The 13,112-nt window shown below is 61.9% G+C and carries 10 protein-coding genes; 3 read left to right on the top strand and 7 right to left on the bottom strand.

Annotation, left to right across the window (positions count from 1 at the left end):
* Both EN738_RS19175 and EN738_RS19180 read left to right on the top strand, forming a co-directional pair.
* A partial coding sequence (locus tag EN738_RS19175; RefSeq protein WP_127285072.1) for a tetratricopeptide repeat protein occupies nucleotides 1–821 on the top strand: 821 nt, incomplete at its 5' end.
* A gap of 219 nt (nucleotides 822–1,040) precedes the next feature.
* Nucleotides 1,041–3,902: a glycosyltransferase gene (locus EN738_RS19180; RefSeq protein ID WP_127285073.1), complete on the top strand. Its 2,862-nt coding sequence runs from the start codon at nucleotides 1,041–1,043 to the stop codon at nucleotides 3,900–3,902.
* An 80-nt stretch (nucleotides 3,903–3,982) separates the two neighbouring features.
* Here the strand turns inward: EN738_RS19180 and EN738_RS19185 are convergent, their stop codons facing one another.
* The 3 genes from EN738_RS19185 to EN738_RS19195 all read right to left on the bottom strand — a co-directional run bounded on the left by EN738_RS19185 (nucleotide 3,983) and on the right by EN738_RS19195 (nucleotide 6,964).
* Entirely contained in the window at nucleotides 3,983–5,317 is a 1,335-nt protein-coding gene (locus EN738_RS19185; protein WP_245494580.1) for a hypothetical protein, read from the bottom strand.
* Between the two features lie 120 nt (nucleotides 5,318–5,437).
* Complete coding sequence (locus EN738_RS19190; RefSeq protein WP_127285075.1) at nucleotides 5,438–5,962, bottom strand: GNAT family N-acetyltransferase; 525 nt, start codon at nucleotides 5,960–5,962, stop codon at nucleotides 5,438–5,440.
* A gap of 177 nt (nucleotides 5,963–6,139) precedes the next feature.
* Nucleotides 6,140–6,964: a hypothetical protein gene (locus tag EN738_RS19195; protein WP_127285076.1), complete on the bottom strand. Its 825-nt coding sequence runs from the start codon at nucleotides 6,962–6,964 to the stop codon at nucleotides 6,140–6,142.
* Nucleotides 6,965–7,161: 197 nt separating this feature from the next.
* Here EN738_RS19195 and EN738_RS19200 point away from each other — a divergent pair, with 197 nt between their 5' ends.
* Nucleotides 7,162–8,577: an adenylate/guanylate cyclase domain-containing protein gene (locus EN738_RS19200; protein ID WP_127285080.1), complete on the top strand. Its 1,416-nt coding sequence runs from the start codon at nucleotides 7,162–7,164 to the stop codon at nucleotides 8,575–8,577.
* 147 nt (nucleotides 8,578–8,724) lie between these two features.
* Here the strand turns inward: EN738_RS19200 and EN738_RS19205 are convergent, their stop codons facing one another.
* From EN738_RS19205 to EN738_RS19220, 4 genes are all read right to left on the bottom strand, one after another.
* Nucleotides 8,725–9,204, bottom strand: coding sequence for a class I SAM-dependent methyltransferase (locus EN738_RS19205; RefSeq protein WP_127285077.1), 480 nt, complete (start codon nucleotides 9,202–9,204; stop codon nucleotides 8,725–8,727).
* 193 nt (nucleotides 9,205–9,397) lie between these two features.
* Nucleotides 9,398–10,579: an ABC transporter permease gene (locus EN738_RS19210; RefSeq protein WP_127285078.1), complete on the bottom strand. Its 1,182-nt coding sequence runs from the start codon at nucleotides 10,577–10,579 to the stop codon at nucleotides 9,398–9,400.
* Nucleotides 10,576–11,574, bottom strand: a complete 999-nt coding sequence (locus EN738_RS19215) for an ABC transporter permease (protein ID WP_127285079.1) — start codon at nucleotides 11,572–11,574, stop codon at nucleotides 10,576–10,578. The genes EN738_RS19210 and EN738_RS19215 overlap by 4 nt, the downstream gene beginning before the upstream one ends.
* A gap of 2 nt (nucleotides 11,575–11,576) precedes the next feature.
* On the bottom strand, nucleotides 11,577–13,112 hold a 1,536-nt coding region (locus tag EN738_RS19220), incomplete at its 5' end, for an ABC transporter substrate-binding protein (RefSeq protein WP_145966878.1).

Genomic DNA, 13,112 nt, shown 5'->3' on the forward strand with positions numbered 1-13,112 from the left:
GAGCGCTGGCGCTCAATCTGACCGAGGGTGACCGTCAGCGGCTGGCGCCCGAGCACTCGCGCAACACTGAGGCGTACGACTATTTCATGCGGGGCCGGGAACTCTGGCACCAGCTGACGAAGGAGACGAACCTCGCAGCCCGCAACCTCTTGCAACGTGCCATCGAACTGGACCCGGCGTTTGCCTCTGCCCACGCTTTCCTCGCGCTCACGCACGGGCTCGATTACCTGAACAGATGGAGCGCGTCGCCGCCGGAATCGATGGCGCAAGCGGAAGAGGCAGCAATGCGAGCGGTAACGCTGGATGACAGCGATCCCTGGGCGCACTGGGCGCTGGCTATAACCAAGCTGTACACACGACGGCACGATGGCGCCATCAACGAGGCCGAGCGCGCGTTAGCCCTCAATCCGAACTTCGCCGAAGGGCACGTCATCCTCGGCGAGGCGCTGCACTATTCGGGCAGATCCGAGGAGGCCCTCGAGAGTTTCGCCCGAGGGAAGACCTTGAATCCATACTTTCCGGACGTGCTTCTGCACTTCCAGGCCTTGGCGCAGTTTCAACTTGGAAGGTACGAAGAGGCCATTGACCTTTTGATGCAACGGCTGGCGCGCAATGCCGTCACCGACGTCTCGCGCGCGCTTCTAGCCGCCTGCTACGGCCAGCTGGGCCGTTTCGCCGAGGCCTGCGCGGCATGGGAGGAAGTGCTTCGCGTCAATCCAGATTATTCGCTGGAATACCGTCGCAAAGTCATGCCCTACAAGAACCCTGCCGATTTCGAGCGCATGGTGGACGGGCTGCGCAAAGCCGGCATTGTGCAATGACAGGTGAGTGAGGTCAGGCCTTGAACTGCAGCCGATCCTTTTTGCCTGCCTCCAGTCCGCCCCGATCTTGACAGGGCAGTGCTGCCATCCGATGCCATCATCCGTTTTTCACATTCGCCGACTCTTGCCGAAGAAAACCAAAGCTCGATGATGCAGGAAATCGCCGGCTATGTTTCGGGACCCTCGTTCTCCCTTCGAACCAGGCGCGGGTAAGACGGCGTGGCACATAATCCCCTGGTTTCAATCGTCGTGCCCGCGCACAAGGCGGAGGCGACGCTGGCGCGCGCGCTCGATTGCTTGCTCGATCAGGAAATAGCGGATTGGGAAGCGATCATCGTCGACGACGCCTCCACCGATCGCACCCCCGCTATCATCGCCGCTCAAATGGAGCGCGATGCCCGATTTCGAACGCTGAACTCTTCCGCCAATGGCCCCGCCGGCGCGCGCAACAGCGGGATTTCGACAGCGCGCGGCCAGTGGCTGATGTTTCTGGATGCCGACGATTGGGTGGATGCCAGCTTCCTCGCCAAAATGCTGGCCGCACTAGAAACCGCTCCCGATGCGGTGGCCGCCTATTGCGGTTCCCGGCGCGTGATGCCCGACGGCGCGCTCACCCCGTCGACCATCTCGCCGGAGGTTGCGATCCAGCCCTTCGAAACATTCGCCCGCCAGTGCGCCGTCCGCACGCACGCGCTGCTGGTCGACCGGGAGACGATTGTCGGGCTGGGCGGTTTCGATGTCTCGCTGCGCACTTGCGAGGACTGGGATCTGTGGCAGCGTCTGGCACGCCTGGGCAAGAATTGGGTGATGGTCGACGAGCCGCTCGCCTTCCATCGGATCAGCCCCAACGCGCTTTATCGCAATTCGGCGCAGATGGTGGCAGATGCGGAAATCGTGATCGCCCGCGGCTTTTCTCGCGATCCCAGGGTCAAACACCCGGCATCGGCTCACGCCAATGGAGCGATCGAGGCCAACGGCGGCACCGCTGCCGAAGCCCTCGCGTGGTTCGCGTTGTGGAACGCCGCGTCGGATTGCGGCCGCGGCTCGCGCCCGATCAACCTACAGTCCCTGCGCGCGCTCCCGGTAGCGCGCAAGTGGGTGCGCAAGGCCGTTAGGGTGGTCTTTGATGGCCTGATGGTTGGAAGCCTGTCGACGCCAGAGCAATTGGCTGCCAGGTGGGCCAGGTTCGGCGGCGCCGTCACCGAGTTGATCGTCGAACTCGGCAAGGTCTGGGGCGATCCCGCAGCGGCGCGCCGCGCCCAGTATCAGCTTGAGCAAATGCTTCTCGACATCGACGACCTTGCCGCGCCGCGCCGACTGGCGCGGACACTTGGAATTCGCGTCGACGTTCGAAACCCGGCCTCTGTCGAACTTCCGGAAGGAATCGATCAGATCTACGCCTGTCTGATGATGGACGGCCAGATCGAGGCGCGCGTGCAGTTCGGCGCACTCGGGACCGTGACAAGACGTCATTGGATTGAATTGGCGGCGAATTTCGTGCCCCCTGAGCTGCCAGTACGCCGGACTGGTCGGGACAGCCACTGCGGCAAACTCGCGCAATTGGCCGCGCAGGCGCGGGAGCTGGTTGCCTCGAGCGCCGACGCTACGGAGGCTCTTCCAGCGTCGCGCCGCGCACGGGCAGCCGATGGTCGCGACAAGGATCGCACGTCGTTCTGGAATCGCCATTTCGCGACCGAGGATCCCTGGAACTACAGTTCGTCCTATGAGCAGGAGAAGTATGAGCGACAGCTCGAAATTCTGCCTGCCGGTCGCATCGGACGGGCGCTTGAGCTGGCCTGCGCGGAGGGTCACTTCACGCGGCAGCTGGCGCCGCGAGTGGGCCATCTGACCGCAACTGATATCTCCGCCGTAGCCATCGAGCGGGCACGCGCGCGCGGCGGCGATCAGCCGAATGTCGAGTACGGCGTGTTGGATTTCATGGCGGATACGCTGCCGGATGAAATGGATCTGATCTTCTGTTCGGAAGTGCTCTACTACCTGGATGATCTCGCCGAGTTGCAACGCTTCGCCAACAAAGTCGTTGAGGCGTTGGCGCCTGGCGGCAGGCTCATCACCGCACACGCATTCGTGCTGCGTGACAATCCTGAGAAGACGGGCTTCGACTGGAACACATTCGGTGCACAAGCGATCTCGGAGACGCTGGCAGGGACCGAAGGCCTCGTGCTCGAGCAATCGATCCAGACGGAGCTCTATCGCATAGACCGCTTCCGCCGCTTGTCGCCGGACGACGTAGCGGCGGAACCAAAGTTTGATCACATGCCGATCCGGGCGCGCATCGAGATGGGGGTCGCGCGAAAAATCGTCTGGGGCGGGGCGCGTGCCTTGCGCCGCGACGTCGCACGCAGCGAGCGGCGGCAGCGTGTCCCGGTCCTCATGTATCACAGCGTTGCCGAAGACGGTCCGGCCGCGCTCGCCCGTTTTCGGTGCACGCCCGCCCTATTCGGCAGCCAGATGGCATGGCTGCGCGCCAACGGGTTTCACGCGATTGCGTCCGAGCAGTTGGAATGGTCCATCGCCAACCGCCAGCCTTTCGTTGGCCGCCCGGTGCTCATCACCTTCGATGACGGTTTTCAGAACTTTGCCGACCATGCCTGGCCGATCCTGCGCGCGAGCGACCTGACCGCGGAAGTGTTCCTGGTGACGGACCTGGTTGGCAAGAGTGCAGAGTGGGACGCCCACAACGGTCCGCCGGCGCAGCTTATGGATGCCGGGACGGTGCGACGCCTCGCCGGGGAAGGTGCTTTCTTCGGCAGCCATATGGCGACGCATCGTGCAATCGATGGCCTGTCGACCGCTGACCTGGCCGCCGAGCTTTTGCGCTCGCGTATGTTCATCGAACGGTGGACCGGTCGGCCAACCACGGCGTTCGCGGCACCCTTCTCAGTCACCGACCGGCGGCTTGGCCGGCTGGCCAGGGAGTGCGGCTATCGGATCGGCTTCGGCGGCAGACATGGGCCGGCGGGCCTCGATGGCGATCCCATCGACCTTCCGCGCATCGAGATTCGCGGCGATCGTTCGCTCGATGACTTTGTTGCCATTCTTGAGGCGGTGCTCGAATGAAGCGGCCGGAGGTTCACCGATGGTCGCCATCGCTTGCGGTTACGCACTGGAAAATCAGCCTGAAATAGAGCCTGAGGGGCTCAGGTCGCCTTGATCGCTGCCTTGCCGATCTTGCGCCATCGGGCGTTTTCGCGAACCAGTTTCAGGTCGTCGGTCGTCTCGGCAAATGTCCGCAATCGATACTGCCGAAGCAGGTCCGGCAAAAGCGCCCCTTCCGGCAAGCCTGCGAGCTGCTCACGGACCGAGGTCTTTTCATCGATGACCCGCATCCCCCAGGCATTTTCCCGAACCTGCAGCTCCGCTGCCAGATCGCGCTCTTCCGGCACGTTTTCATCTAGCACAGCCAACAAGATCGAGTGGAAAAGTGCTACATAGCCAATCTGTCTCAGGCCGCCCACTACCCGCACCCGCGGCAATATTGCAAGGACGAGGAACATCAGGAACAGGTTCGGCAGCAGCACGCCGTCCAGCAGCGCCTGCCTCAGCTGCAGCCGCTCGAACGGGATGGAAAGACCTTGCGGCCTGTCCGGCTCGATCAGGTGCCCGTCCTTCAGCTCGAGCTTGCGTACGCGCTGCTCGCGGATACCCCAGAAATAGTCCGTGGCATTGGGCAGGAATCTGCCGAATGGTCCCGATGCGGCCTCTTGCAGGGCATGTTCGAGACGCTGGCGTCTTGCGGGCTCGATGAGCAGCCTGGAAAGAAGGCTGCCGTCATGTTCGAGATGCCGCGCCATGGCAGAAGCGGCGAGCCGGTCATCGATGAAAACCGGCCGGGCCATGCCGGAACGATCCCAATCTGCGACCAGATCCTCGTTGAGCGCTGTCAGCGCATCGGCGGCGGTTCCGAACACCTTGTCCTGGCTGGCAAGCAGCGTACCAAGCCAGCGGCTGGCATCGGTTTCATCGCCCACTGCTTCGAGCGCGCGCTTGTTGAGGGAAACGGGACCCGCCGCGCAGGCGCTTTTGCGGCACAGTTTGTGGCGGCCCATGCCAAACAGGTTGACCTTGTCGTCGCCGACATCGAGCCATCCAGGCCCCTCCCGGCCAATTGTCTCCATGGTCATCGTCGATCCCATGAAAGCAACGAAGGCCGACAGCCCGTTTTCGATCGCGCCGAGCCAGGCAAGCAGGAGGGCGTCAAAGGTGATCCGGTCCATCAGAAGCAGGCAATGCAGGCCGGACTGGATCACCGGTCTGTGCTCGAACTCTTCGAGAGCCTTGCCGATCTCCTCAGGCTGCATGACGACGCTGAGGCGCTGCTGCAGGACTTCGCGCAGGATCGAGCGGGCAGTGTTCGCCGGGCCCGATGCAGGCCTTGCCACGGGCCGCCACAGATGGCGGGCGTAATCGGAAACCGGTGCATTCCAGTTCTGCTCGATGTCACGCACGACTTCCGGGCAGAGCAGCGACAGCACCGCCAGAATTTCCGCCGGAGGCGCAGGGGTTGGATCAAAGGCGGCGGTCATTGGCCCCGTCTAGCCGCTTGCGGTGAAAACGCCAAGGGAGACCAGACAGCCAAGACCATGCAGCCGATCTTAGAATCGCAGCCGGGCCATGCTCAGGAGGTCATGGTACTGCCCGTCGGTGAAACCGGCCTTCACATGCCGACCTTCGACCTCGAAGCCGTGGCCAGTGTAGAGACGGATGGCCGGCTCGTTGTCGGCATAGACGGTCAATTCGACCCGTTTCAGGGCCCGCCAGTTGTCGGCCACGTCGAGTAGCGCGCCAAGTATGGCAGAGCCGATGCCCTTGCCGACAAGGGCATCGTCGACGCCGATGTTGATCTCGCCGATATGCGAACGGCGCGGCGAACCCTGCACCACCAAGTTGCCATGGCCGACGACCTTGCCGTCCAACTCCGCAACGATCCAGGTGGTTTCCTGACCGGACTTGGCGATGCGCCGCTCCACCTGCTCCACCCGCTCGAAGGGCATCCTGAACGTGCCCCAGCGAAAGCCCGGCATGTTGAAGATCGCGCAAAGCGCCTCCGCATCGCTTGGCCGGACGGGTCGGAGCTGCGGCTGGATTTGCTCGGAGGATGGCGAAGTCGTGGTGCTCATGGCGTTCCTGGCTAGAGCAATTCCAGGAAAAGTGTAAAGCGGTTTTCCGCCTGGAATTGCGTCAGAACAAAGAGATAGAGCAGTTCGCCGTTTCTTTTGAAACGGTGAAATGCTCCAAGGCAATCGGCACGGCACGATGCACCGGACACCACCTGAAAATCCAGCCGTCTTCGCAACCTATGATGCCGACTGCGAGCCAAAATATCGCGAGACGGCGTAGAGTTTGAAGGCGCCGCTGATGCCGATCCAGGCGAAAACAGCGAGCCAGCACAATGTTCCGGTCGCCGTCCAGTTGATCCGGTGCACCGCAGCGTCGGTGATGACGAGGCCAAGGATGGCAAGCAGGCCAACGAGAAACTGCGCTAGGCCTAGCACCAGCAGTTCCTCGCGCGGCGCGCTCCTCCAGACGAGACATGTGCCGCCCGCGCCGGCGAGGAAGATGGCGCTGTAGACTTGAGCATGGAAGGCATCGACCGGCCATGGCCAGATGCTGCTGAATGTCAGGGGAAACAGCAACAGGCCGAGGCCATAGAGCCCAAGGATCGCCGATTCCACAGGCAGGTAGCGGCGCCATGCGGGATTCAAGGTCACCCCTTTTGCAGGGGGACGGGTCCTGGCCCGCCACAGGAACAGCCCTGATACTGCGGCCGAGGCAAGATAGACCAAGAACCAGAGCCAGGGCGCTTTGCGCTCGAAGTTGAAATAGCCGAGATTGATGAACGAAGCCGCCGACACGATGACGGTGAAAATGAAGGCCATGACCAATACGAGCCTGCCAGGCGACCATCGATTCCACAACAGCAGCGCCGCCATCACGACCATTTCGGCGGTGTAGAAGCCGCCGAGGAAGCGGGCATTGAACGGCGTGACGGCCCAGGGCCAGCGCGGCTTGACCAGCACAGGCGCGAAAAACAGGCCGGCGCCGACGATCAGGACGATAATGACCATCGCGGAGAAGAGGCGCAGGGCCGCGGGAAACGGCGGGTTGTCGGATGTCGGCATGGGAGAGCCCCAAAGATGAATGCCCATGGACCATCATAGTGCCGCATGCGGCCGGTGAAAATCGGCCGAATGAAGATTGGACTGTCGCTTGTCTATTCGAATGGCCGTACTGTACGTTTGGACGTAAAAAGGGAGCAGTCGGACCAAAGAGCGGTCCGACCAACACGCCTCGGGTTGCATTTTCCGGAGCCTGCACGATGAACGAAGCTCAGGATCTGTTCTCGCTTCTGCGGCAATCTACCGATGTCGACCCACTGGCAATCGACGCGATCAAGCGAACCATCGCGGAGGGCAAGGACCGCGAACTTTGCCGCATCAACGCGCCAGCCTTCGCCAGCAAGCATGGCCTGGACGAGGAGCGCACCATCAGCGCCTTTCTGCATGCGGCGCGGGTGGGAATCTTCGATGTTTCCTGGAATGTCCTGTGCCCCGGCTGCGGCGGCGTGCTCGACACCAACGCCACGCTGAAAACCCTGCAGAAGGATCAATACACCTGCGCGCTGTGCTCTCAGGGCTATTCGCCGACCCTCGACGAGATGGTCGAGGTGACATTTACCGTCAGTCCCCGCATACGCAGGATTGCCGCCCATAATCCACACGACCTGCCGATGGTGGAATATTTCCGCCAGATCTACTGGGCGTCCGGCGTCGATGTACCGGATGAGGATTTCGCGAAAAAGCTGGAATCGTTCTCGCTGGAGGATATCGAGCTTGCGCCCGGTGAGAAGGCGGTTCTGCCCATACAGCTTCCCTCCGAATTCATCATCGTCTTCGAGCCGGTCACCCATTCAGCGCAATTCATCGACGTGAAGGGCGAACCAACAAAGGAGCGCCGAAGCCTCTCTCTGGTCTTCGACCGCGACCATGTCCAGAACCAGACACTGGAGATGCAGCCTGGCCCGTTGCGCATTTCGCTGGAAAACCGGACCGACACCCGCGTGCTGCCGGCGGTCTTCATCGCCGGCGAGGCATTGCATGATTTCCTGGGCAAGCGTCGGCCATTCCTCACCGCCAAGCGCCTGCTCACCAACCAGACGTTCCGCGATCTCTACCGCGCGGATACGCTCGACATCGACCAGCGCCTGAAGATCACCAGCCTGACCTTCCTGTTCACCGACCTGCGCGGATCGACCGCGCTTTACGAGCGGGTGGGCGACCTTGCGGCCTTCGATCTCGTGCGCGCGCATTTCCAGGTTCTGCACGAGATCGTCGCGGCGGAGGCTGGCGCGGTGGTGAAGACGATCGGTGATGCGGTGATGGCGACCTTCGCGACGCCTGACCGTGCGATTGCCGCGGCTCTCAGGATGCGCGATGCCATGCGTGCGCTCAACGACACGAGCGGGCGCGAGGATCTGCTGCTCAAGATCGGCGTCCATGCCGGCCCCTGCATCGCCGTGTCTTTGAACGAGCGACAGGACTATTTCGGCCAGACGGTCAACATTGCTTCACGGGTGCAGAACCTTGCCAACACACAGGCGATCTTCGCCACTCGCGCGGTGGTCGACGACAATCTCACCGCCGATCTGTTGCACAGGAACGCCCTCACACCCGTACCCCACGAGGTCTCGCTGCGCGGCATTGAGCGAGAGATAGCAGTGTACACGATCCCTTGAAGACCAGAGCAATTCCAGGAAAGGCGTGAGCGGTTCGGCTCGGCGCCTTCGCCGTAGCCTTCCGTCCGGAATTTGCGTCAAAACAAAGAGATAGAGCGGTTCGCCGTTCCTTTGAAACGGTGAAACGCTCTTAGATCCTTTTGGCCCTCACACGCGCCTACAGATAAAATAGCGATCGGCGGGCACCGAAGGTGGCGGCGCGAGGCGCTGCAATTGCGGGTGATCGAGCGGCGTGCCGCTGACCGCGATGCCGCCGACGCGGAGCAGGCGCGCGATCAGATCGGGAAGCCAGGTAGCGGTCACTGCATCGCGATCTTCATAGCCGGTGCCGATGTCGGCATGAACGAGAGCGGCGCCGATGCCGATGAACCTGCTCGCCGTCTCGCGTATTTCGCCGAGCACGAGGTTTTCAGCTTCGGGAATTGAGCTGGCGTGCGCGGCCAGTGCGCGATCGAACGCCACGATCCGGCGTCCGGGCAGGCGCTCGCGCAGATGGTGGAACGTCCGGCCATTGCCGAGGCCGAGCTCGAGCACGGGGCCCTCGATCTTCGCCACTTCCGCGCAGACTTGATCGAGAATGTCGCGCTGTGCGGTCAGCCTGCGGATGAAGCTCTCGAGGCGAGACATATGCGTTTTTGTGTCCTGAACCAGCTCAAGAGATCGGCAATTGCCAGCGAACAGATCGGTTCGCGGGTGGAACCCCCGATCGAGCCTCGCCGCATATAGAGGCCAACGATCAGCACCGCAACAACCGAACAGGCTGCCAACAAGGATCTTACCGGGCGGAGCCGGCGGCCCGGCGCGCCGCGGAACAGCAATGTCACTTGTAGGGGTCTGCGGCGTCGCGCAAGCCGTCGCCGAGGAAGTTGAAGGCCAGGATGACGAGAATGACGGGGAGCATCGGCAAAAGCAGCCATGGATAGAACGCGATCACGCTGACGCTGCGCGCCTCGGTGAGCAGGATGCCCCAACTGGTTATCGGCGCCCTGAGGCCGAGCCCGAGGAAGCTAAGCGCCGTCTCGCCCAGGATCATACCGGGTATGGAGATCGTCGCCGTCGCGATCAGGTGCGACATGAAGCCGGGAATGAGGTGCCGCCGGATGATGCGGCTGCTGCTGGCGCCCATCAATTGCGCGGCCAGAACATAATCCTCCTCGCGCAAGGCCAGAAGCTTCGAGCGCACCGCCCGCGCCAGCCCGGTCCAGTCGAGCAGCCCGAGGATGACCGTGATGCCGAAATAGATCAGGATCGGACTCCAGGTTATCGGCATGATCGCCGCCAGAGCCAGCCATAGCGGGATGCTGGGGATCGATTGCAGAACTTCGATTATCCGTTGAACGATCAGGTCGAAAATGCCGCCGTGATAGCCGGCCAGTCCTCCGATGACTATGCCGAGCAGGAAGCTGAAACTGATGCCGACGAGGCCGATCGTCATTGAAATGCGTGCGCCATAGATGATGCGCGAGAACACATCGCGCCCCAGCCTGTCAGTGCCGGCCAGGAAGAGCTGGCCGTTTTCGGCAGGGCAGACAAAATGCCTGTCACCTTCGAACAGGCCCCAGAACCGGTAACTGTCGCCCTTGCAGAAGAAGCGGATACGCTGAACATCGTCCTGCTTATCGACGTAGTTCCGCTTGAGCGTGTCCATATCCAGCGTCATCCGGCGGCCATAGACGAACGGCCCGACGAACTGGCCGTCGTGGAACAGGTGAACCCGCTGCGGCGGCGAATAGATGTAGTCCATGTTGCGCGTATGGAGATTGTAGGGCGCCAGGAACTCGCAGATCAGTATCCCGAAATAGAGCACCGCCAGGAACAGGCCGGATACAAGGGCAAGCCGGTGCCGTCGGAATTTCCACCACATCAGCCGCAACTGCGACGCCTGAAAGACCTTCGACTGCTCCGGCGTCATCGCCTCGACCGACTGCAGGTCGAAGGGCGCGATGGAAACGTAGTGTTGCAGTGGGGCACCCGGAGCGGGCAGCGGCGTTTGCGTGTTCATTTGGTGCTGCCGCCCTGCAAACGAATTCGTGGATCAAGCAGCGCAAGCGCCAGGTCGGAAATCAGGACGCCGATGACCGTGAGGAAGGCGAGGAACATCAGGAACGACCCTGCCAGATACATGTCCTGGCTTTGCAGCGCCTTGATCAACATCGGCCCGGTCGTTTCCAGAGACAGCACGATCGCGGTGATTTCGGCGCCGGAGATGATGGCCGGCAGGATAGAGCCGATGTCTGAAATGAAGAAATTGAGCGCCATGCGCAGCGGATATTTGATCAGCGCCTTGAAGGGATGAAGGCCTTTGGCGCGCGCGGTCACGACATATTGCTTGTGAAGCTCATCGAGCAGATTGGCGCGCAGGCGCCGGATCATGCTTGCCGTGCCCCCGGTGCCGATGATCAAGACCGGGATCCAGAGATGGGCGAGGATCGACTTCGCCTTGGCCCAACTCATCGGCTCGCTGAGATATTGCTGGTCCATGAGATGGCCGATGGACGTGCCGAACCAGATGTTGGCGAAATACATCAGGATCAATGCCAGCATGAAATTCGGGATGGCAAGGCCGAGAAGGCCGAAGAAAGTCAGGCCGTAATCGCCCCAGCTATATTGATGCGTGGCGGAGTAAATGCCGATCGGAAAGGCGATGAGCCAGGTGAAGATGATCGTGACGAAGGACACCAACACGGTCAGCCACATTCGGTCCCCCACGACGTCGCGAACCGGCAGCTCATATTCGAAGGAATAGCCGAAATCGCCGTGCAGCATCCCGCCGACCCAGTAGAAGTAGCGAATGACCGGCGGCTTGTCGAAACCATAGTCCTTCCGCATCATCTCGATGCGATCGGAATCCACCGCTTCGCCCTGAGCCCGAAGCTCGGCGACATAGCTGTCGAAATAGTCGCCTGGGGGAAGTTCGATGATCGTGAACACCAACGCCGATATGATCAGCAGCGTTGGAACCATCACGGCAATGCGCCAGACAATGTATCGAAGCACGCTCAGGACTCTCCAAGCCAGAATGTATCCGGCATGTAGACACCGAAGTAGGAGGTCGGGTCGTAGCCGTAGAGCGCCTTGTCAGGCAGATTGCGCAGCCGCGAGGACGCCAGAATTGGCTGATGCGTTCCGTTCACCGTGCCGATCGAAAACACCTGATCGGTGTAGATCGACAGCATCGAATTCCAGATTTCGGCTCGCTCCGTGGCTTCGGTCGATGCGTTCCAGCGCTTGAGCAAAGCCATCAGCTCGACCACAGGCGGAAGGTCGGGCGCCTCACCCAGCGTGCCATGAGACAAGTAGTGGGCACCCCAGAGCGGCCATTGCAGCTGGTCGTCGATGGTGGGGGCCAGCTGGTAGGGGTTCATGTCGGCGGTCGGCACGCCATTGTCGATGCCCGACCAGATCGACATCATGATCTGGCCGCCAAGCGCGCGGCTGCGGAAGATGTCGCGCTGTGAGGTCCGGATGAACAGGGCGATGCCGATCTGGCGCCAGTGATCGGTGATGAGTTCGAGCGCGTCGGTTTCCAGCGTGCTTTCGCCGGCCGTTTCCACGATGATCTGCGCCGGGCGTCCATCGGGAAGTATCCGCAGGCCGTCATCGTCACGCGTCTGAAGCCCGGCCTCGTCGAGCAGGGCATTGGCCCGGTCGGGATCATGGGCGATCCAGGCTTTCGCGAATTCCGGCCGGTAGAGCGGGCTCTCCGGCAGGATCGTATCGGCACTCTCCTGCGCCAATCCGTAGAACACGGCCATATTGATCTCGCGCCTGTCGACAGCGAGCGAAAGCGCGCGGCGCACGCGCACGTCACGAAGAAGGCCGCGCCACACCTGGTCGGCACAGTTCAGATTGGGCAGCAACGCCAGCCGCGAGCCCTGTGTGCGTTTCCACAGACGCATCTTCACCGGGTAGCGCTTCTCCGCGTCCTTCAGGAACGCGTAGTCGGCGAAGTCAATTCCCATGCATTGCAGGTCGCTCTCGCCCGCGCCGGTCTTGGCGGAAATGATCGCCGACGAGCTGACATTCATGACAATCCGGTCGACATAGGGCAGTTGCCGGCCATTCTCGTCTATTCGATGAAAGAACGGGTTCCGTTCGAAGACGAACTGCTCGGCCGGCGGCTTGGTTCGGTTCTGCCAGGGATCGAGGGTCGGCAGATCCGGGTTCTCCGGGCGATACTGCCGCGACATGCGGATATGCAGGAGCGTCCATTTCTGGGCCCGGTTCTCCTTCATCAGGCCGGCGAGCCGGAATGGATCCTGGTATTTCTTGTGGAACTGCTTGAGATAGGCAGCCGGCAGAACAAGCGACAGCGGCGAAGCGGCAGCGAGCTTGGGCAGGAAGTCAGGATTCGGCGCATCCCAACTGTAGCGGACCGTCAACGGGTCGACGATCTCGAAGCGTGGCGGCTTGCCGTCCGCCAGCAGCACCGGGGCGAGCCCGCCTTGCGAAAGCTCATCGTTGAGCCAGACATCTTCCCAGCAATAGCGAAAATCCTCCGGCGTCAGCAGGCTGCCGTCAGACCATTTGTGTCC

This window comes from Mesorhizobium sp. M4B.F.Ca.ET.017.02.2.1, assembly GCF_003998955.1.
Lineage (GTDB): Bacteria > Pseudomonadota > Alphaproteobacteria > Rhizobiales > Rhizobiaceae > Mesorhizobium > Mesorhizobium abyssinicae.

Coding starts and splice junctions, on each gene's coding strand:
- EN738_RS19205 (WP_127285077.1), bottom strand. CDS start 9,204: ATGTCTCGCCTCGAGAGCTTCATCCGCAGGCTGACCGCACAGCGCGAC.
- EN738_RS19200 (WP_127285080.1), top strand. CDS start 7,162: ATGAACGAAGCTCAGGATCTGTTCTCGCTTCTGCGGCAATCTACCGAT.
- EN738_RS19195 (WP_127285076.1), bottom strand. CDS start 6,964: ATGCCGACATCCGACAACCCGCCGTTTCCCGCGGCCCTGCGCCTCTTC.
- EN738_RS19190 (WP_127285075.1), bottom strand. CDS start 5,962: ATGAGCACCACGACTTCGCCATCCTCCGAGCAAATCCAGCCGCAGCTC.
- EN738_RS19210 (WP_127285078.1), bottom strand. CDS start 10,579: ATGAACACGCAAACGCCGCTGCCCGCTCCGGGTGCCCCACTGCAACAC.